The sequence below is a fragment of the Nostoc sp. C96 genome, assembly GCF_059384975.1.
Genome location: NZ_CM182020.1, coordinates 4,910,677 through 4,931,134, shown reverse-complemented (window position 1 = coordinate 4,931,134; position 20,458 = coordinate 4,910,677). Strand labels below are relative to the sequence as shown.

Annotated in this window: 19 protein-coding genes; 8 read left to right on the top strand and 11 right to left on the bottom strand. The window is 40.2% G+C overall.

Annotated elements, in window-relative coordinates:
* Positions 1-33 precede the first annotated feature (33 nt).
* The 4 genes from AC504W_RS21090 to AC504W_RS21075 all read right to left on the bottom strand — a co-directional run bounded on the left by AC504W_RS21090 (position 34) and on the right by AC504W_RS21075 (position 7,047).
* Positions 34-2,448 carry an MASE1 domain-containing protein gene (locus AC504W_RS21090; protein ID WP_494874173.1) on the bottom strand — a complete coding sequence of 805 codons (2,415 nt, stop codon included), beginning with the start codon at positions 2,446-2,448 and terminating at the stop codon, positions 34-36.
* A gap of 270 nt (positions 2,449-2,718) precedes the next feature.
* Positions 2,719-4,080 (bottom strand): (Fe-S)-binding protein, encoded by a 1,362-nt coding sequence (locus AC504W_RS21085; protein WP_494874172.1) that lies wholly within the window; start codon positions 4,078-4,080, stop codon positions 2,719-2,721.
* Between the two features lie 185 nt (positions 4,081-4,265).
* Positions 4,266-5,549 (bottom strand): FAD-binding oxidoreductase, encoded by a 1,284-nt coding sequence (locus tag AC504W_RS21080; RefSeq protein ID WP_494874171.1) that lies wholly within the window; start codon positions 5,547-5,549, stop codon positions 4,266-4,268.
* A gap of 145 nt (positions 5,550-5,694) precedes the next feature.
* Positions 5,695-7,047 (bottom strand): FAD-binding oxidoreductase, encoded by a 1,353-nt coding sequence (locus AC504W_RS21075; protein ID WP_494874170.1) that lies wholly within the window; start codon positions 7,045-7,047, stop codon positions 5,695-5,697.
* Positions 7,048-7,225: 178 nt separating this feature from the next.
* Between AC504W_RS21075 and AC504W_RS21070 the strand changes: the two genes are divergently transcribed.
* Entirely contained in the window at positions 7,226-7,465 is a 240-nt protein-coding gene (locus AC504W_RS21070) for a hypothetical protein (protein WP_494874168.1), read from the top strand.
* A complete protein-coding gene (locus AC504W_RS21065; RefSeq protein WP_494874167.1) occupies positions 7,462-7,728 on the top strand; it encodes a type II toxin-antitoxin system RelE family toxin in 267 nt (88 codons plus the stop codon). The genes AC504W_RS21070 and AC504W_RS21065 overlap by 4 nt, the downstream gene beginning before the upstream one ends.
* Here AC504W_RS21065 and AC504W_RS21060 read toward each other — a convergent pair.
* Genes AC504W_RS21060 through AC504W_RS21045 form a run of 4 tightly spaced genes read right to left on the bottom strand, consistent with a single transcriptional unit; the run spans position 7,725 to position 10,874 of the window.
* Positions 7,725-8,540 (bottom strand): ABC transporter permease, encoded by an 816-nt coding sequence (locus tag AC504W_RS21060; RefSeq protein WP_494874166.1) that lies wholly within the window; start codon positions 8,538-8,540, stop codon positions 7,725-7,727. The two genes, AC504W_RS21065 and AC504W_RS21060, sit on opposite strands and share 4 nt — an antisense overlap.
* Positions 8,541-8,556: 16 nt before the next feature.
* Positions 8,557-9,309: an ABC transporter ATP-binding protein gene (locus AC504W_RS21055; RefSeq protein WP_494874165.1), complete on the bottom strand. Its 753-nt coding sequence runs from the start codon at positions 9,307-9,309 to the stop codon at positions 8,557-8,559.
* Positions 9,306-10,373, bottom strand: a complete 1,068-nt coding sequence (locus tag AC504W_RS21050; RefSeq protein WP_494874164.1) for an ABC transporter substrate-binding protein — start codon at positions 10,371-10,373, stop codon at positions 9,306-9,308. Before AC504W_RS21050 ends, AC504W_RS21055 begins: the two co-directional genes overlap by 4 nt.
* Before the next feature lie 30 nt (positions 10,374-10,403).
* Complete coding sequence (locus tag AC504W_RS21045; protein WP_015115012.1) at positions 10,404-10,874, bottom strand: tetratricopeptide repeat protein; 471 nt, start codon at positions 10,872-10,874, stop codon at positions 10,404-10,406.
* A 460-nt stretch (positions 10,875-11,334) separates the two neighbouring features.
* On the opposite strand from AC504W_RS21045, the gene AC504W_RS21040 reads away from it, so the two are divergent.
* The 4 genes from AC504W_RS21040 to AC504W_RS21025 all read left to right on the top strand — a co-directional run bounded on the left by AC504W_RS21040 (position 11,335) and on the right by AC504W_RS21025 (position 15,573).
* Positions 11,335-12,594, top strand: a complete 1,260-nt coding sequence (locus AC504W_RS21040) for a GTP cyclohydrolase II (protein ID WP_494878714.1) — start codon at positions 11,335-11,337, stop codon at positions 12,592-12,594.
* A 65-nt stretch (positions 12,595-12,659) separates the two neighbouring features.
* Entirely contained in the window at positions 12,660-13,895 is a 1,236-nt protein-coding gene (locus AC504W_RS21035) for a URC4/urg3 family protein (RefSeq protein WP_494874163.1), read from the top strand.
* A gap of 127 nt (positions 13,896-14,022) precedes the next feature.
* A complete protein-coding gene (upp, locus tag AC504W_RS21030; protein ID WP_494874162.1) occupies positions 14,023-14,658 on the top strand; it encodes a uracil phosphoribosyltransferase in 636 nt (211 codons plus the stop codon).
* A gap of 510 nt (positions 14,659-15,168) precedes the next feature.
* On the top strand, positions 15,169-15,573 hold the full coding sequence (locus AC504W_RS21025) for a Na-translocating system protein MpsC family protein (RefSeq protein ID WP_494874161.1): 405 nt from the start codon (positions 15,169-15,171) through the stop codon (positions 15,571-15,573).
* Here AC504W_RS21025 and AC504W_RS21020 read toward each other — a convergent pair.
* The 3 genes from AC504W_RS21020 to AC504W_RS21010 form a co-directional block, all read right to left on the bottom strand.
* Positions 15,542-15,937, bottom strand: coding sequence for a response regulator (locus tag AC504W_RS21020; RefSeq protein ID WP_494874160.1), 396 nt, complete (start codon positions 15,935-15,937; stop codon positions 15,542-15,544). The genes AC504W_RS21025 and AC504W_RS21020 overlap by 32 nt on opposite strands.
* A gap of 322 nt (positions 15,938-16,259) precedes the next feature.
* Complete coding sequence (locus AC504W_RS21015) at positions 16,260-17,198, bottom strand: ABC transporter permease (protein WP_494874159.1); 939 nt, start codon at positions 17,196-17,198, stop codon at positions 16,260-16,262.
* Positions 17,199-17,270: 72 nt separating this feature from the next.
* Positions 17,271-18,326 carry an ABC transporter permease gene (locus AC504W_RS21010; protein ID WP_494874158.1) on the bottom strand — a complete coding sequence of 352 codons (1,056 nt, stop codon included), beginning with the start codon at positions 18,324-18,326 and terminating at the stop codon, positions 17,271-17,273.
* A gap of 162 nt (positions 18,327-18,488) precedes the next feature.
* Between AC504W_RS21010 and AC504W_RS21005 the strand changes: the two genes are divergently transcribed.
* Together AC504W_RS21005 and AC504W_RS21000 are read left to right on the top strand one after the other, a co-directional pair.
* Entirely contained in the window at positions 18,489-19,781 is a 1,293-nt protein-coding gene (locus AC504W_RS21005; RefSeq protein WP_494874157.1) for an AAA family ATPase, read from the top strand.
* A gap of 4 nt (positions 19,782-19,785) precedes the next feature.
* Positions 19,786-20,445, top strand: coding sequence for a hypothetical protein (locus tag AC504W_RS21000; RefSeq protein ID WP_494874156.1), 660 nt, complete (start codon positions 19,786-19,788; stop codon positions 20,443-20,445).
* Positions 20,446-20,458 lie beyond the last annotated feature (13 nt).

The following is a 20,458-nucleotide window of genomic DNA, read 5'->3' as shown; positions in this document are numbered from 1 at the left end:
CTTTTATTAAGACTAATTAACACTATTAATATTCTAGTTATTTTGATTTATCCATTGAGTTAAAATTTCTCGTAGCTTTTTCATTTGAAAATTTTCTGCTAGTTGAATTACTTGTTGAGCAAAATCAACATAAATATGATTATCAGTTTTTAAATCATTAGCTGCTTGCAAAACTCCATCCACATTGCCATCTTTGGCTAACTCATATAAGTGAGTCAATATATTAACAGTAGGTAAAGTTAAATCATTGTAATTAGATTGAACATTAGTTTGGTTGCGATTGGCATTAATTTCGGAGCTTGGTGCATAAATCCAAATTAAATTCAGATGTACTCGCAGTAGTTCTAATAAAATTTCCACAACAATAGGCTTAGATAAAAAGGCATTCGCACCAACATCTAAACTCTGATTTTGATCACTATCAAATACACTGGCAGAAGTAGCAATAATTACAACATTTTGTAACTGAGGAGATTGTTTAATTTGTCGGATAAAGTCAAAGCCATCCATGACAGGCATGATTAAATCAGTGATGATTAAATCAGGTAAAGACGCTACAGCCTGATGGATTCCCTCTTCTCCATTACTAGCTTCAATTAATTCAAATCCAATGGGTTCTAGTAAATTGAGCAGAACAGAACGATTTTCCCACTTATCATCTACTAGTAAAATGGTACGTTTTTTGCCTTGATAACCTGTGATAGTTCCTTGTGGCATAAACCTAGAACTTTCTGCCCATTGTTTTGTTTCTAGTAATTCCACTTCAAATGAGAAAATACTACCTTGACCAAGTTGACTTTCCACTTGCAAATTACTGCCCATCAGATAGACGATTTTTTGACTAATAGCTAATCCTAATCCAGTGCCTTCAGACTGTTTATTAATTTCTCCTACTTGCTCAAAAGGTAGGAATATTTTTTGTAATTGTGCCGATGTCATACCTACACCTGTATCTTCGACCTGAAAGCGAATTTTATAGTTAGTTATTTCTTGTTGTTCTATTTTATTCAGGACATTGACTTTTAATGTCACTCCGCCTTTATCTGTAAATTTGATAGCATTACCTAAAAGATTAATTAGCACTTGCCTTAATCTTTTTTCATCAGCTTGAATGCCAATGGGAATTTGAGAGTCGGGTTGATAATTGAAAGCAATTACTTTTTGATCAGCTTTAATCCGGCATATTTCCACAACACCTTCTAGAAATGAAGGAAAATGAAAATCAATGGGATGTAACTCCATTTTGCGGGCTTCGATTTTGGATAAATCCAGCACATCATTAATTAAAGTTAAGAGATGAAAACCGCATTGATGGATAATTTCAATACCTTTATATCCTTTTTCTGTTAAGGTTTCAGTTCGTTGTAAGATTTGAGTGTAACCCAGGATGCCATTTAAGGGTGTGCGTAACTCATGGCTCATATTGGCGAGAAATTCACTTTTGGCTTGATTAGCAACTTCTGCAATATTTTTAGCTTCTTGGAGTTCAGCCGTTCGTTCGGCTACACGCTGTTCTAGTTCATCATTAGCTTGGCGGAGAATCATGGCTGATTTTTGATTTTCATGAGTTACCGCAGAGATGATAAAAGTAGTGATAGCAATCACACAAATGAATGATTGCAGTAAGATGAGTGATTCATTTGGCGATGGTTGTTTTGCAAAAGAACCAAAACCGTTAACAGTGCCAAAAACTGCGATCGCACAGACAATGAGTACAGCTACAGTCGAGATCCGCGCTTCAAATCGATATGCTGTCCAAATCAGTGGGGGAATAATCATGTATTCAATTGGATATCCCCCAGAAAAGGCGACTCGAACAACCGCCATCATTAACAGTAAGACAAATGCTAGTTCGATAATTTGTCGCCGACGAAAACTTCTTGGTGATGGAGACTTTTGCAACCATGCCAACAGTAAAGGTGTAACAATTAAAATACCTGCGCTGTCTGATGTTAGCCAGGTTTGAAAAACGTTACCAAATACTGGCCAAGGTGCAATCCCACTCATACACAGCGTTAGTGCAGCCAGTACAGAACTGATGAGAGGGCTGGGTATCGTTAAAATGATAAACTTAAAAACATCTTGCGATCGCTCTAAAAAATAGCGCCGCTTAATAAATCGCTGAATTAAAAAAGTTGCAACAAAAGGTGTAATTAAATTAACGGCAGGGATAATAGTACTAATTACAAGATTATTTTTAAAAAAAATAATATAACTAACAATAAAATCACTGATAAATAAGATAGGCCAAACTCGATAGCCTACTAATAACATTCCCGCTACAAATACACCCAGCGCAGGCCAAAATGCTGATGCACCACCGACAAATGTCATTGATAAACCGATGTATCCTAGTCCGAGGTGAACCAGCGGAATAATCAGTGCTGCTAAGATAAATGGGCGGTCAAGCTTGACTAGGAGTTGCTGCTTTATCGTATTTAGCTGCATTTATGGTCTCCAGACGAATAGCTGAAGGCTTTTAGCTTCAACAAAGGTTGTCTCGCTTATGATTCCCAAATCAGCAGCCATCATGAACTGCGTATACTTAGATATATAGTTAAAAGTTCTGGGAAAATATAATTCACTACTACACAAACAAAGTCCGCCTATCGTGCGTGGCGCACCACGCGGACTAATCAAACATCAAAGGTTTTGAACCCATGTTCTGCTTCGCAGAAGCCGTAGGCTAGGTGGGTTTTGTCTGTGTAACCGCGACTTCTAGTCGCCAAGGCTTAATTTCACACCTTGAATTGCATAATCTAACAACTCCATTGGGTGCATCACAGCAATATTTTTCCCCTGCAATTCTAAATGTTTGGTAATTTGTAAAGCACAACCAGGATTCGGAGAAGCAATTAAATTAGCACCAGTATTTAATAAATTCTGAACTTTTTGTTTACCTAATTCCTCAGCAACTTCTGGTTGCAATAGGTTATAAACCCCAGCACTACCACAACACAAAGCTGCGTCTAAAGGTTCTCGTAAAGTCACGCCAGGAATTTGATGTAATAATTGACGCGGTTGCAAACTAATTTTTTGCCCATGTAATAAATGACAAGCATCTTGATAAACCAAAGTTAAAGGTTTATCTGTGATTGGTGATAGTTTAGCTGTTAAGCCAACAGTTGCTAAAAATTCTTGCGCGTCTTTGACTTTAGCGGCAAAATTCTCTGCCTTTTCTCGATATTCTGGATCATCCACTAAAATATGACCGTATTCTTTTAAAGTATGTCCACAACCAGCAGCATTGATAATGACGAAATCTACATCAGTATCAGCGAAACTATCAATCATTTGCCTTGCTAAAGCTTTGGCTTGTTCTGTTTGTCCTTGGTGTTCAGGAAGTGCAGCACAACAACCTTGAGATTTAGGAATCACGACTTCACAACCATTAGCTGTTAATACTCGGACTGTCGCCTCATTCACAGGTGAGAAAAACAGCCGTTGCACACATCCTAAAATCATCCCAACTCGATAGCGTTTTGTGCCTTTGGCGGGAATAACATCTGGTAAATTATCTTGAAAAGATTTGGCAGTAATTTGTGGCAGAATTGATTCCATTGCTGCCAACCTTGGCGAGATACTTTTGAGAATGCCAGTTGCTTGTAATAATTTAGAAAATCCCAACTTTTGATAAACAAATAACGGTACAAGTAAAATGCGTAAAATATCTGGGTTGGGAAACAAAGCAAATATCAGTTGGCGGATAAGTTTATCTGGTAAACTGCGGGAATAATTACGTTCAACTTGGTGGCGAGTGGCGGAAATTAATTTGTCATATTGTACGCCAGAAGGACAAGTTGACACACAAGCAAGACACCCTAAACAACTATCAAAATGTTCAACTGTGGCTGTATTTAGAGCAATATCACCTTCATTAATTGCATCCATCAGATAGATTCGTCCTCTAGGAGAATCCATCTCTTTACCAATTACCCGATAACTAGGACAAGTTGAAAGACAAAATCCACAATGTACACAAGTATCAATTAACTTGGGGTCAGGCGGATGATTAGCATCAAAGCCTGGTAAATTTTTGATACTAGCTGTATTGTTAATAGAATTTTCTGAAACCTGCATATTTCCCCTCTGAGTTGAAAGTGCTGAGTGCTAAGTGCTGAGTAAAAATTAGAGTCTCTCTTTCATATTTGGTTGTGAGATTTTCTCATGAGTAGCTGAGTTGAAGTGCTGAGTAAAGATACTAGTCACTCTTTCATGCTGGGCTATGAGATAAGCTTCACCGGAACTTTCTTGGTGGTAATGAGTTAAATTCCACCTACAAATCGACCCGGACTTAAAATATGTTGGCTATCAAACTGTGCTTTAATGCCACGCATTAAGGGCAAAGCATTCCCTATGTTGCCCCAAATATCAATATTTTGTTTGACTGTGACAGGTGCAGTTAAAATAGATAAGAAACCTTGATGATTTTGAGTGCGATCGCGCAATTCCAAAACTTGATTCTGCTCCTCTAATTGTAGCCAACCCAAGCCGCTACTGATATGAATTAACCCGATTTTCACTTGATTTAATATTTCCACAGCCGCACTTGGTAATATTCCTATTTTGCAAGTAATTGCTGCATCTGTGTGAGGATAATTAATTTGATTTTGCAATCTCTGCCATAGATTAGTATCATCGGCATCGGTGTATATTGCCCCATTTAAACCTAACTGCGTGCCTACCTCTAAAAGTCGGTTTGATTGTTCTTTGACACTTTCACTAATACTTTGAAAACGAGCAATTAATCCTAATCCTTGACCTAACCCTAAGTTAGATACAAGTTGTGTGGATAGCAAATCAGCTTGGGTTGGCGTTAACGCTGAACCTCGCAATGTAGAAGCCGCTTGAGATATAGCTTTGGCTGCACCAGTCAGCACCACACTTCCTGATACTTCTTGCATCGGATAGACACGAAAAGTTACTTGACTGATAATTCCTAATGTGCCGTAAGACCCAGTAAATAACTTCATTAAGTCGTAACCGGCAACATTTTTGACAACTCGTCCACCAGCTTTAGCAATTTGTCCATCAGCACGGATAAAAGTAATACCTAACAACTGGTCACGGACACTACCATAACGTTGTCGCAGAGAACCTGTATCACCAGTAGCCACAATACCACCGATAGTTGCCTCATCTGGTGCTGTGGGGTCAAGGGCGATAAATTGGCGTGATTTTGTCAAAATTCCTTGGATTTGGGCAAATTTCATCCCAGCTTCCACGGTGACAGTCAAATCACCAACAGCGTGTTCAATGAGTTGGTTAATGTGTTCTGTACTGACTACAATATCAATGCCTTTAGCTAAACCACCCCAGTTAAGTTTACTACCACTTCCACAAGGCAGAACGTGCCACTTATTTTGATAAGCAGTGGCCATAACTTGAGATAATTGTGCTTGAGTGCGAGGATAGACAATACAATTAGGGGGATTTACCGAAGTTGTCGCCTGTTGAATAGGTTTTTGTTGACTGGCTTCTAGATTTTCCCAAAGAACAGTATTTTCTTCGCCAACAATAGATGCAATATCAGTCGCAATACCTTTCATTATTTTATTTTCGCATTCTTTGAGTGAGGTACAAACAGAAATAATTAACCGCAGATAAATGCGGATGAAGCTGTGCTTAACTATTTTAGAGCAAAACCTCTGCGTACCTTTGCGTAAACCTCCGCGCACCTTTGCGTTAAAAATATTAATTTTTGATTACCTTGAATTCCAGCACTTTACTCTTACCAGGATTCATTAACCCATAAGGGTCAACCATTTCTTTAAATTTCAACTGTTCAGGGTCGATAACTTTTCTACCGCCATCTTCAATAATATAGGTATGAGGATTAGCGATAAACACACCTTTCGCTTCGTGGTAGTGAATAATCTCATTCAGGCGGGCTTCGGTGGTATAACGCACAAGTTGTAAAGCCGCAGGTACTACCCGGCCATTAACGCGAATAAATTCTAAGTGCATCATTACTTCCTCACCGAAATAATCATACAATTCTTCTACTAGCTCTAAACCTTTGTCGGCAGGGAAGATAGATTGCAAGTAGGTAATGGAAGTATCAACACTGCGGGCGTGTAAGGTGGTATGGTTCCAGGTAAATTCAGCTAAATTTAAGCCTTTACCTGCTTCTTGGGCTGGTTTTTGATAAGTAATTTGACCGCCGTATTGCTGTACCAAACCCGGCAATAGTTCTAAACTGGGTTCTGCAATCATTAATAAGGCTGCATGAGTACCATCAGGAATGTATTGTTGTAGGGCGCTAAAATATTGTGGGATAGGTGAGGCAAAAATAGAGATGATTTTTTTGATCATCCCATCAGCGTTACCTAATGACTGACCAAACTTAGCGGCTGTCATAAAGTTGTCAAAGGTGACAATAACTTCCGCCCAGGGATAAGCACTACCTAAAGGAATTTCAACTTCAGTAATAATGCCGTTAATTCCCCAAGCGTGGTTAACTTTCTGCACATCGTCACCACGCAATTCAATTACACGGGGTTCATCTTCTAAAGTTACCACGCGCAATGCCAAAAGATTACCGCGATCGCCTAGTAACCCATACTGTATCGAACCAATACCACCACTCCCACCAGCGATAAACCCCCCAATAGTGGCTGTGCGGTAGGTTGAGGGTGCCATTCGCATTTCCCAGCCACTTCCCTTTGCTTTTTTATCTAAGGTGGCTAATTTCACTCCAGCTTGTACCCTCGCCACTCCTGGTTTTACCCAGAGAATTTCCTGCATCTTGGTAATATCTAAAATCACGCCACCGTGCATTGGTACACATTGCCCATAATTTCCAGTTCCCGCACCACGTACAGTTACGGGTACACGTAACTTTGCACAGGTAGCCGCTACTTTTATCACTTCCGCTTCATTGGCAGGACGCACGACGATATCCCCGACTTTGCCTGCTAACTTGGGTACAAGGACAGGGCTAAAGGTGTGGTAGTCCTGGGATAGTTTGGCTACTTGGTGGGAATCTGTAATAGTTTCGATGCCTGTAAAAGCAGCAATGAGAGTTTCTAAATTGGTAGTTGCCATAGTCTTTTTTTAACGCAGAGTGGCGCGAAGGTTAACGCGGAGGGGTTGATTCTCAGCGCACCTTTGCGTTTTATAATTTAGTTTTTATATCATTTACTTAATATAAGGTCTATTCGGTAGCTGGCAATAAAATTAAGTTAGCATCAATGAAGAAATAAACTTTGAAAGCGGTATAAAAATGAAAACAGAACAAGAACGCGAACAGTTAATCAAAGCAATCAATGTACTTTTATATCAAGCTTATGATAGTACGCTAGATGAGATTTATGCACTACTGCAAAAAATTGAAGAAGAAGAAGAAGAAAATGATTTAAAAGCCTATCATGCTGCTAAAAGTGATGCCGAAAATAATAGTCTGATTGCTTGGGAGGATATTAAACAAGAAATCGCTAACGAAAGAAATAAGGACGTAGCGTGATTTACGAAGTTAAATTTACCAAGGCTGCGAGAAAGAACTTGAGAAAACTGTCTCCAGAAGTGCAATACCGCATCCAAATCAAAATAGATGAATTAGCAGTGGAACCTCGTCCTTATGGAGTTAAAAAGTTAAAAGGTGAAGAAAATTTATATCGAATTAGAGTAGGAGACTATCGCATTATATATGAGATTTTTGATGATGTTTTATTGATAAGTGTGGTGGAAGTGGGACATCGTAGCAACATATATAAAGATGAAAGTTAATTTTCATATTTCACGGCGCTTTCATGCCATTTACTTAATATAAAGTCTGATAGGTAACTGAGGCTGACAAATATTAATACACCCAAGCCAGTGGTGAGGAATAAAGCCGCAAACATCCGGGGAATTTGGAGGTTGTAGCTAGAAATTAGGATACGGTAGGCAATGCCTGCTTTTGTCCCACCTGTCCCGGCGACAAATTCCGCGACGACAGCACCAATTAAGGCTAAACCACCGCTAATTTTTAACCCACCTAAAAAATAAGGCATGGCACTAGGTAGGCGGAGATACCAGAGGGTTTGCCAGCGTGAGGCTTTGTAAAGTTGAAAGAGGTTGAGTAAGTTGCGGTCAACGCTGTTGAGTCCGAGGGTGGTGTTAGAGACAATGGGGAAAAAGGCGACTATCCAGGCACAGACTACTAAGGCGGCGAAGGTGTTATTTTTGAACCAGAGGATGATGAGTGGTGCGATCGCTACTATCGGCGTTGTCTGTAAAATAACAGTGTATGGAAATAAACTTTTTTCTATCCACTTACTTTGAGTAAACAAAATTGCAATTAATAAGCCAGAAACTACAGCAGCAATAAAAGCCACCACTGTAATTTGTAACGTAATTAATAACGAAGAAAATAACTCGTTCCAGTCGGTAATTAACGTTTGAAATACCAACAAAGGGCCAGGCAAAATATAAGGCGGTAAATTAGTTACCCTTACTAAAATATCCCAAAGCAGCAAAGCCACCACACCCACTACAACAGGTGCTAAAACCTCAGCAGAAATCAACTTACTTTGTGTCTTCCTATCAAAAATATTCATCAGCGTCCATCTGCGGTTAATTCATAGTTTCGGCTAAACAACGGGCAACCTTGCGGCAATATTCGTTATATAGTACTGATGTCCGAAACTCTTCATCACGGGGATAAGGTACATCAATTGCGATATCCGCTACCACCCGCCCAGGATTTATCCCCATAACTAACACGCGATTCGATAAATACACCGCCTCGTAGATATTATGGGTCACAAATACCACAGTCCAGTGATACTTTTGCCACAAATCTAGTAAATCACTGTTCAGTTTGCTGCGGGTAATTTCATCTAAAGCCCCGAAGGGTTCATCCATTAATAGAATGTTTGGCTGAGTTACTAACGCCCTAGCTATGGAAACACGCATTTTCATCCCCCCAGATAACTGTCGGGGATAGCTATCGGCAAAATTGGTCAGTCCGACTAATGCTAAGGCTTGCTGGACTAAATTTTGAGCATCTTGCTTCGGCACTCTCGCCAATTTTAGCGGTAGGCGGATGTTTTCTCTCACCGTTGCCCAGGGCATCAGGGCGGCATCTTGAAAGACAAAGGCTAATTTTCGCGCTGCTTGTGGTATGCCCCAATTGATGTTCCCGGAACTAACTTTACCTAATCCGGCTATTAATCGCAGCACTGTACTTTTACCGCATCCAGAAGCACCTACCAAGCTGATAAATTGTGCTTCGGGAATTACTAAATTAAGGTCTTGCAGGGCAACAGTGCCATTAGCGTAGACCTTGCTAATTTGATGGAGTGTAATCGCTGGATGGTTACTCATGCAGACTTGTAATAGTCTATGCCTTTATTGACGAATTGCAAGGTAAAAGCGTCTTGATAGTTAATATTGGGCTGATAAACCCCAGCCGTTACCATGCTATCGTAAAGTGCTTTCCAGCGTTCTTCACTCATTGCACCAATACCTTGTTGTGCAGCAGTACCAGAAGTAATAATCCCATATTCTTGGAGTTTTTGAATGCCGTAAGCTAATTGGTCATCGGTCATTTCGGGGTTTTCTTTTTTGATGAGTTGGTTTCCTGGTTGGGGATTTTCGAGGTAGCTGTACCAACCTTTAATAGAAGCGTCAACAAATCGCTGGACTAAATCGGGATTTTTTTCTACTAGTTCTTTTTTGGTTTCAATAGTTGTGGCGTAGGTAGTGTAACCATAATCTGCTAGTAAAAAGACTGTGGGTTTAAACCCGCCTTGTTTTTCAATGGCGTAGGGTTCTGAGGTGATGTAACCTTGCTGTGCTGAGGTTTTATCTGCCAGAAAGGGGGCGGGATTAAAGTTATAGGGGCGTTTTTGGTCGTCGGTAAAACCATACTTAACTTTCAGAACTGGCCAATATGTGACGTTTGCTGCTGCTGAGATGTAAATTGGTTTGCCTTTGAGGTCGGCAAGGGTTTTGGTTGCTGTGTTGGGATGGGATATCAGACATTGCGGGTCTTTTTGAAAGATGGCCGCGACGGTAATTTTGGGGATTTGTTGGGCAATGGCGTTAATGGCATCGATGCCATATCCCATAAAGAAATCAACTGCACCCCCTACTAACAACTGAGTGCCGCTAGGTACTTGTGGGCCGCCCATTTTAATGGTGACATCTAGACCGTGCTTTTGATAAATACCTGTGGCGATCGCTTGATAAAATCCGCCATGTTCTGCTTGTGCATACCAGTTTGTCCCAAAGCTAATTTTATCTAACTGTGAACTAGAGTTGGTGGGTTGGTTATTGTTGGTGCAGGCAGCAAGCAAGCTGCTACCCATACAAATGGAACCATACTGAATCAACTGGCGGCGACTAAGGCGATGAATCACTGTTGTTGAGGGTGGTAACGGATTCATAGAACAAAAGAATGTAATCAGACAGATGTTTTAACTGAGTCTGAGTGTACATTCTAAAATTAATTTTTGATTTACTAAAGAATAGGGTTGGATTGTTAAAGCACGTTTAAAGGCTTTAATGGCATCAAGATACTGACCAATGGCGGCATAACATAAGCCCATACCATGTAATGCACCAAAATGCACTGGATTAATTTGGATAACCATCTGACAGTCTGCCAGAGATTCTTTATATTTACCGACACTGTAATACAGAAAAGCTCGACGATTCCAAGCTTCGGCAAAATCAGGCTGTTCTTGAATCAGTTGGGTTAACAGTGACTCAGATTCAGTGGTTTTACCAGCATCCAGTAATTTTTGACTTTGGTCGATTTTTTCCAGACCATGAATTCCCTTTTGCTGAAACCATATCCGCCATAGTTTCTTAGTTGCTTTTTCCCGGACAGAAGCATTAGGGTTCTTCAAATCTTCAAGTAAGGAATTAATAGATAAAGAATCCATGAATTTGAGAGATTTTGAGATTAGTGTTTTTACCTTATTAATAACTTTCGCACAAAATTATCTTCTCAGTGACATTTAATGTCATCTTTAAATTTATTCCACACTAGTATGAATAAATAGCGAATTTTATGTTAGTAATTGTATTAACCAATACTGACAAATACGAAACTCTACATAATGGAGTTGTAAACAATTAGTCATTAAACAAGCACACATTAAAAACAAACAACTTACTATAGATAGTTGACAACTACTTAGTGACTAATAATTCATAAAAAAATTACATAAACCTATGACTAATAGTTCCTTGATGGTAAAAGCCCTCCGGGTTATCTGTTGAATCAATCGAAAATCCTCAATCTTTTAACTCGGATCTATTAACTTCTAAAATTCTCCAACCCCATCTTTCTCTATGGGGTCAATCCAAAAACCAGAATCCAAAATATAAAATTGTATGACTATGCCAAAGCCAAATAGTGTGTCCCGGCATATTGTTTTAACTTCCCATCCCAGTAATTTCGGCCCCAAGCCAATTGCAATTAACTGGGGCGTAAGTGAACCACTAGAACGCGGCCCGGTAATTGCAACGTTGACTAAGCAAGTTCATCGCAACGTGATTGGGACTCATTCGGGCGGTTATGCAATTTATCGCGCTTTAGCAGTAGCGAGTGGCGCTTTGCAAACAGACCACCGCGCTGATTTAACGAATACTTCGCCCATTGAGCATATTGGCCCCCATCCTAGTTGGGGTGATCCTGATAAAATTGTCTCACTTGACCCCTTTGGCGCGATCGCACCAGAGGTTTTTTCTACTTATTTACAACAGGGTTACGATATCCGCCCGACAATTGCTATCACTAAGGCGCATATCAATATGCCAGAACTGCAAGAGGCGGTGGCGAAAGGGCGCTTGCAGGTAGATGGGCAAATTATGAAACCTGGCGGTGATTTGGTGGTGACGAAAGCAGCCATTGAACCAGTGTGGTATTTACCAGGAGTTGCTAAACGCTTTGGCATTACCGAAGGAGATTTACGCCGCGCCTTGTTTGAACAAACTGGGGGGATGTTCCCCGAACTAGTGACACGTTCTGATTTAGAAGTATTTTTACCCCCAATTGGGGGTTTAACTGTATATATTTTGGGCGATATCACCGCAATTACCGACCCTAATAAACCTGTGGCTGTGCGGGTACACGATGAGTGTAATGGTTCTGATGTTTTTGGTTCAGATATTTGTACCTGTCGCCCTTATTTAGTCCACGGCATTGAGGTATGTGTCCAAACTGCCCAAGAAGGCGGTGTGGGAATTATTGTCTACTGTCGCAAAGAAGGCCGGGCTTTGGGAGAAGTGACGAAGTTCTTAGTATACAACGCCCGGAAGCGTCAGGAAGGAGGCGATCGCGCTGATGCGTATTTTGCCCGGACAGAATGCGTCGCGGGTGTCCAAGATATGCGTTTTCAGGAATTAATGCCCGATGTGTTACATTGGCTGGGCATTACGCGCATTGACCGGATGGTGTCGATGAGTAATATGAAGTACAACGCCATTACTCAATCAGGTATTGAAATTGTCGAACGCATTGCAATACCAGAAGATTTGATTCCTCAAGATGCACGGGTGGAAATTGAAGCGAAGAAGGCTGCGGGTTATTACACTACAGGGGATGTGTTGGATACAGATGGTTTGGCAGAGGTGAAGGGGCGTTCTTTGGAAGTATGAAGTCTGAAGGGTGAAGGATGAAACTTTTCATCTTTCATCCCTACTTTATGGAAGTGAGGAAAAGGGTGGACAAACTAACCACAGAGACACAGAGTTCGCAGAGAGAAATTGAGTATCTTCGTTCGCCTAGGGCGATAAGAGAAAGGTGTGGGCAAATTTTTGCGCTGGTGAATGAGGGGAAGTCGCGTTACTTTACTTGTGATTTGTCGCAGTTGGAAAGAGTGGCAGATTATGTAATTGAGGTGATGCGGGGTGAGTATCCAGATTTAGATATTCCCTTTCACAGTCGGTGGCGACATTTTGAAGCACAAGGTGTACCGCGTTTGGCAACGTTAGATAATTTGTTAGCGGGACTAACGCCTTTACAACAAGCCATTGCTAAATTTGATTTGGCAATTGTGAGTGTGTTGTTAGATGCAGGGGCGGGGGAGAGTTGGCGTTATCACGAACAGTCAACTGGCTTGAGTTTGGGGCGTTCTGAGGGGTTGGCTATTGCAAGTTTTGAGATGTTTTGTCAAGGGGCGTTTTCGCTTTCAGGTTTGCCGCAAGTTGATGGGTTGAAGTTGCTGAGGTTAACTGAGGCGGAATTAGCACAAGGGTTTCAGGTAAGCGCAGAAAATCCATTAGTGGGAATGAGTGGGCGATCGCAATTATTACAGAGATTGGGGCGAGTGGTAATTGCTTTCCCGCATTTGTTCGGCGAAGAAAACCCACGCCCAGGCAATTTAGTTAATTATCTTGTGAGTAAATCTCAAAATGAACAGTTAGCAGCAACAACGTTATTAAGTGCAGTGTTAGAAGGGCTGAGTGACATTTGGCCGGGAAGGTTAACAATTTCTGGTGTTAATCTTGGTGATGTCTGGCAACATTCAGCTATAACTGATGATGGGTTAATTCCCTTTCACAAACTTTCGCAATGGTTAACATATTCTTTGTTAGAACCATTACAAGCAATGGGTTTAATTATTACTGATTTAGATGCTCTAACTGGATTACCCGAATATCGTAATGGTGGTTTATGTCTCGATTTAGAATTAATTAAGCTGAAAGATCCAAATATTTTGCATTCATCTCACTCTGTAGGTTCAGAATTAATCATTGAATGGCGGGCTTTAAGTGTGATTTTGTTAGATGAAATTGCAGCAACAGTCCGCGAAAAGTTAGGAATGAATGTTGCAAAACTCCCTTTGGTAAAAATCCTCCAAGGCGGAACCTGGACAGCCGGGCGAAAAATTGCCGCAGAACTAAGAAAAGGTGGTCAACCCCCTATCCAAATTGACAGCGATGGGACAGTATTTTAGTCAATAGTCCATTGTCAATTGTCCAGAGTCAGTAGGAGTAGAGTAACAGCAAAGAATAACTAATTACTATTGACCATTAACTATTGACCATTGACCATTGACTATTGACCATTGACTAATAACCAAAATGCAAAATCAAGTAACAGTTATTGACCATCCCTTAATTCAACATAAACTAACTTTGATGCGGAAGGCTGAAACTAGCACGACGAAATTTCGCAATCTCCTCAAAGAAATTAGTCTGTTGTTAGGTTATGAAGTAACGCGCAATTTACCGCTGAAATACGAAGAGATTAAAACACCCCTCGCCCCAATGAATGCACCCGTGCTTGCACCGGATAAAAAGCTGGTGTTAGTGTCTATCATGCGTGCAGGGCAGGGAATTTTAGATGGTATGTTAGAATTAATGCCATCAGCACGGGTTGGTCATATTGGTTTATACCGTGACCCAAAAACATTAATTCCAATTGAATATTATTTCAAAGTTCCCCACGATGTTGAGCAGCGGGACATGATTATTGTTGACCCAATGTTAGCTACAGGAAATTCTGCTGTTGCGGCTGTGGAAAGGTTGAAATCTACTAACCCTTTATCAATGAGGTTTGTTTGCTTACTCGCAGCACCAGAAGGTCTCCAACATTTCTGTGCCGTTCACCCTAATGTGCCGATTTATACTGCTGCTATTGATGAGTATTTGGATGAACACGGTTATATTATTCCCGGTTTAGGAGATGCAGGCGATCGCTTATTCGGGACAAAATAAGTAGATCCTATCCATTTTTGGATGCTCTCTAAATCTATCTTGCGACAGAGAGCAATCTATCCGTTGATTTATTATTGTTGGTCTACTAACTAAACAAATTATTTCTATAAGTAACAAGTTTTCTCAGAAGTTTATAAGACCTAGATTTTTTTAACCCAAAAATATTTAATGGACTGCCTCATTTTATCAAATGTTGTGCAGATTTTGAAGACAAAATTAACTGGTTTAGCAGAAATGTTTATTATCTCTACAATCAATATTTCACTTGATATGGCTTGTTTTTAAGTGATAATCGCTAAGGTTATGATTGCACTACAACTTTTTTATTATTTAAAATGGGTCAATATTTTAGCAAAATTAAATACCAAAAAAATATAATTTAATTTCACATTGATGGTTTACATAGGATGATATATATAATATGAATAGATATTATGTGAATCAATCATAATTTTATTGAACCCATACTCAGTTAACTCAACATCTAGATAATAAATACTGACGAAAATAATGTCATACCCAACTATTGGACAACTTGAGAGAGAAATTGCACAGCGTATCAGTGCTTTATATTATGAACAGCTAGGGCAGCGTCCAAGCCAAGTTGTATGTCATTTTTTTGATACAGAATTGGTGATTTCTTTAGAAAAATCGGCTTCTCCTGTTGAGGTAACACTGATATCTGGTGGCTATGGGAATTTAGCAGAACAAGTACGCTTATTTTTAGACAAAATTATTAAACCACATCTGCAAAATTTGATTGAAGAAATCATTGGCAAGCCAATACTTGACTTGATGACAAATACAAATTTAGCTACAGGAAGGACTGGGATAATTGTAGTTTTACAACAGTTACCAGAAGTGCGGAATCCTGAATCTATTCCTAAAGCAAACTGGAAGCATTTAACTGAGTGAGAGGGCGAGATAATAGCACCTCTAATTTCTTCAAGTCGTAGGGTTTTGTGAGATAGCCATCAGTACCTGTTAAAAATAAGCGTTCGGAATTTTGTTCTAGATACCAAGGGATAGCTGCAATGACGGGAATTTTGGCAGTTTTTTTCTCTCGCTTGAGGTAATCAATCACTTGACCGCCGCTAATATCAGAAATCATCATATCTAAGATAATTAAATCAGGTTGATGTGTTTGTGCAACTATCAAAGCTTTGATGCCTTGCTTGGCACAAATGCAAGAATAATTTAATGCTTTGAGGTGATAATTTAGCAGTTCTAAATTGTGTATATTTTCTTCTACAACTAATATCAGTGGCTTTCCGTTCATAAACAACAAGTCACCTTTAAATTAAAGACTACCTACCCAAATTTTGAATTTTCAATTCAAGAATGACCTTACTAAAAGTAAGGTCACACTCTCTAGTAAATATTTGATGGTTTACGAGGTTATTTTCACGCGGCTATGTGCGGCTGGAAATGAACTAGCTCGTGTATGACTCACTAGGTTGATTGTCTATGCTGAAGTTAAGGGTAGACAATGACAAGCTAATGGCACTATCAAGCAAACATCATGATTAAAAGTGTACATTTTCGTAAGGGTTATGTGCAACCGTAGCAAGTATAAATTTTTCTAAAAACTATTATAGAATTTAATCTAGTCCGCTATTTTCGGGAAAATAATTAACGCCTAAAGCCTTTGGGGGAGAAGCTTTACCAGCTAATCCGAGTAATGCGAACAAAGCGATCGCATAAGGTAACATAACTAGGAATTGGTAAGGAATGTTAGCGCCCAAAGCCTGAATACGCAACTGTAAAGCTTCTGTCGCCCCAAACAATAAACAAGCCAAAGCACTACCTATAGGATGCCATCTACCAAAAATTAAAGCAGCGATCGCAATAAATCCTCTACCTGCACTCATTCCTTCACTGAAAAAGCGAATTTGTACCAAGGCTAAATACGCACCCCCTAAACTCGCCAAACAACCACTCACCACCACTGCACAGTAACGCACCATTGCAACGGATATCCCAGCCGTCACCGCCGCTTGGGGATATTCCCCCACCGCCCGCAAAGTTAAACCAAAGCTGGTACGAAATAAAACATATACACTAACGGCAATTAAAAATAACAGTAAATAGACAAGAATATCTTGCTGAAATAACAGCACTCCCAACACCGGGATATTTGCTAAACCTGGAATAATCAAAGGCTCAATTCCTGGTAATCTTTGGGTGTTAGCACCACTAAACACCAACCGCGCGAAAAACGCAGTTAACCCAGCAGCTACCAAATTAATTGCTAACCCTGACACTAACTGGTCAACTCTTAAAGTTACACATAAAAAAGCGTGGAGTAAACCCACCAAACCCCCAGCTATCAGCGCCGCAACCATACCAACCCAAACATTCCCGCTGTAAAAGGTAGCCACTGCACTGGTAAAAGCACCTGTGAGTAGCATTCCTTCTAGGGCAATATTTAATACTCCCGATCTTTCAGAATATAATCCGCCCAAGGATGCGAAAGCTAGGGGGACAGCGAGGTGTAAACTGGCGACGAGATAATCAGAGAAGAAGTTGAGGTTATTCATCGGATTTTTTAACGCGGAGTATCGCTAAGGTAAACGCAGAGGAACACGGAGAAGTTTCTGCGAGACTGTGCGTTAAGTCTCTGCGTCACTCGGCGTTTTAATTCTTATCTGTTTTTCAAAGGCGAGACTGATAGCAACGAATAACACAGTCAAACCTTGAATAGCATAAACTACGGTAACTGGAACTCCGGCGCTACGTTGCATCACATTTGCACCACTACGCAAGGCGGCGAAAAATAATGAAGTTAGGATTACACCGCCAATATTACCGCGACTGAGTAAAGCGATCGCGATGGCATCAAAACCATAACCAGGAGAAACTTGTTCAAATAAGCGATATTTTAACCCCATCACTTCACTTGCACCTGCTAACCCAGCTAAACCTCCAGCTAACGCCATGACTAACATAATGGTGCGTTCAACTGACATACCAGCATAACGAGCAGCAATGGGGTTTAATCCTACGGCGGTGATTTGGTATCCTAGAGGCGATCGCCCTAACAAAACCCATAATATTATCGCAGCCATTAACGCCAAGATAATTCCCGTATGGGCAAGACTCCCCGGTAAAATAATCGGTAACTGGGCAGACTTTGCAATTAAAGGTGAATAAGGACTAGGTGCAGCTGGCGCTTTTAAAGGATTTTGTACCAAATAGCTAACCAAATTCACCGCAATATAATTCAGCAGCAAAGTTGTAATAACTTCATTCACTCCCCGCACTGCTTTGAGATAACCCGGTATCCATCCCCAAACCGCACCAAAAATAAATCCGGCGAACAAAGCCAAGGGAATGTGAATAATTGCAGGTAAGCCTTGCATATATAGCCCAATTAAAGCACTTCCCAACGCACCAAGATAAATTTGTCCTTCGCCGCCGATATTAAATTGACCAGCCTTTAATGCAACTAAGACACCTAAACTGGTGAATAACAAGGGGGTCATTTTGGTGAGGGTGTTACCAAAACCAAAGTAATTTGAGAGTGATTCTTGAAATAAAGCTGTGTAGGCGGTGATAGGGTTTGCGCCTGCAAAGATGATAAGTATAGCACCAACGATGAGGGCGGAGGCGATCGCTATGAGCGGTGATAGGATTGGTAGTTGGGTAAAAAATTTATTTGTGATCATTATGCAATGATTGCCACCCTGTAAGTCGGCTTTTGGTAAAACAATACCGTAGAAGTTTTATTCTCCTGCTGTATATCAATTTAGAAATTCTTTAACTTCCTTAGCCTTAAACTTTCAGTTTAGGAACTGATAGGATTACTCTTAGTTGAGTAGAGGGCTTAAATGTCTAAAGTAGAAGGCTTTAGGGTTAGAAATTACAGAGTTCTTCATGATGTTACCTTGGGTAAGCTATGGAACACACAGAATGCCAAACCATTAACGCCAATGACAGCCGTCATTGGTAAAAATGGTGTAGGAAAAAGTACGATTTTCGACACTTTCGGCTTTCTTGCAGACTGCTTGAAAAATGGAGTAGAGGAAGCGTGTGATTCTCGTGGTCGTGGTGGCTTTGAAAGAATTCGTTCCCAAGGACAAGAGGGAAGTATTGAGTTTGATATTTATTATAAAGAAGAGCGTAATGCCCGACCAATTACGTACGAGTTAGCAATAGATATTGATTCATCTGGAAGACCTTATGTCAAGAGAGAGAGACTCAGACAAAGAAGAAAAGGTCAAAATAGAGGAAAACCTTTTTCTTTTCTAATCCTCAATGAAGGCAGAGGAATTGCATGGAAAGGTGAACAAGAAGGTAAACAAGTTGAAGAAGAAGAAGGTGATTTTGATTTGTCAAAATTAATAGAAAAAATACAGAGAGGTGAAGCGGAAGAAGAAAGTAAAGAAACTGAAGTAGTTGAACTTGATGATAAGCGAAAACTGGGAATTGCCACTTTAGGTTCACTCAAGCAGCACCCTAGAATTTCAGTGTTTCGTAGATTTATTGAAGGATGGTATTTAAGCTATTTTACTCCAGATGCTGCACGAAGTTTGCCTCTGGCTGGCCCACAAAAACATCTGAATATTCATGGGGATAATCTGGGTAATGTAGTTCAGTTTATGGAAAGAGAACATCCCAAGAAATTTCAGTCCATACTAGAAAAGATAGCCAGCAAGATTCCAGGTGTAAACAAAATTAGCACTGAAAAAAGTCCAGATGGAAGGCTCCTTTTACGTTTCAACGACAAGGGTTTTCAAGACCCATTTTATGCTCAACAAATGTCAGATGGCACACTTAAGGTATTTGCTTATCTTCTTCTGTTAGAAGATCCCTCACCACCACCATTTTTGTGCATCGAAGAACCAGAAAATGGACTTTACCATAAACTGTTAGAAACCCTAGCACGAGAATTTCGAGAACACGCTACAAGTCATAAGGGTGGATCGCAAGTATTTGTGACAACACATCAACCATATTTTGTAGATGCTCTTGAACCTGAAGAGGTTTGGGTTCTAGAAAAGGGCGAGGATGGGTTTGCTAAAATTAGGCGAGCTAGTGAAGATCCTCTGATCAATAACCTTGTTTCTGAAGGCTTACCCCTTGGCGGACTTTGGTACAGCGATTATTTAGATGCAAGGTGAGTATATGCACTTTGAGATACTCGTTGAGGATATTTCTGGCAAAATTGCTCTTGATATTCTTGTCCCAAAAATTATTAACACCGAAGAAAACACATTTAATATCCATGCTTACAAAGGAATAGGGCATATTCCTAAAAATCTAACATCTACTTCTGACCCCAAAAAACGAATTTTGCTCGACCAACTTCCAAGACTTATTCAAGGCTACGGCAATACATTTGCCAGTTATCCCCCTAGTTATCATGCTGTCCTCATTGTTATTTGCGATCTTGATGAGCGATGCCTGAGTGCTTTTCGCAAAGAACTACTGGAACTCGTAAATTCTTGTAATCCTAAACCAAAGACACAATTTTGCATCGCTATTGAGGAAGGAGAAGCATGGTATTTAGGTGATTTAGCAGCAGTGAAGGCAGCTTATCCCAGTGCTAAACAAGCTGTCCTCAATTCATATACTAATGATAATATTTGTGGTATATGGGAGAAGTTAGCAGATGCAGTATATCCTGGTGGTTCGCAAAAGTTGTCTAAGCTTGGTTATCAGGCAATTGGTAAAGAGAAAGCAACTTGGGCTGACAAGATATCTCCCCTTATGAACATTGAAAATAATCAATCCCCAAGCTTCTGCTATTTTCGAGATCAGCTTCGACGTTTAAGTGGGAATTAGGGCAAACAACAGA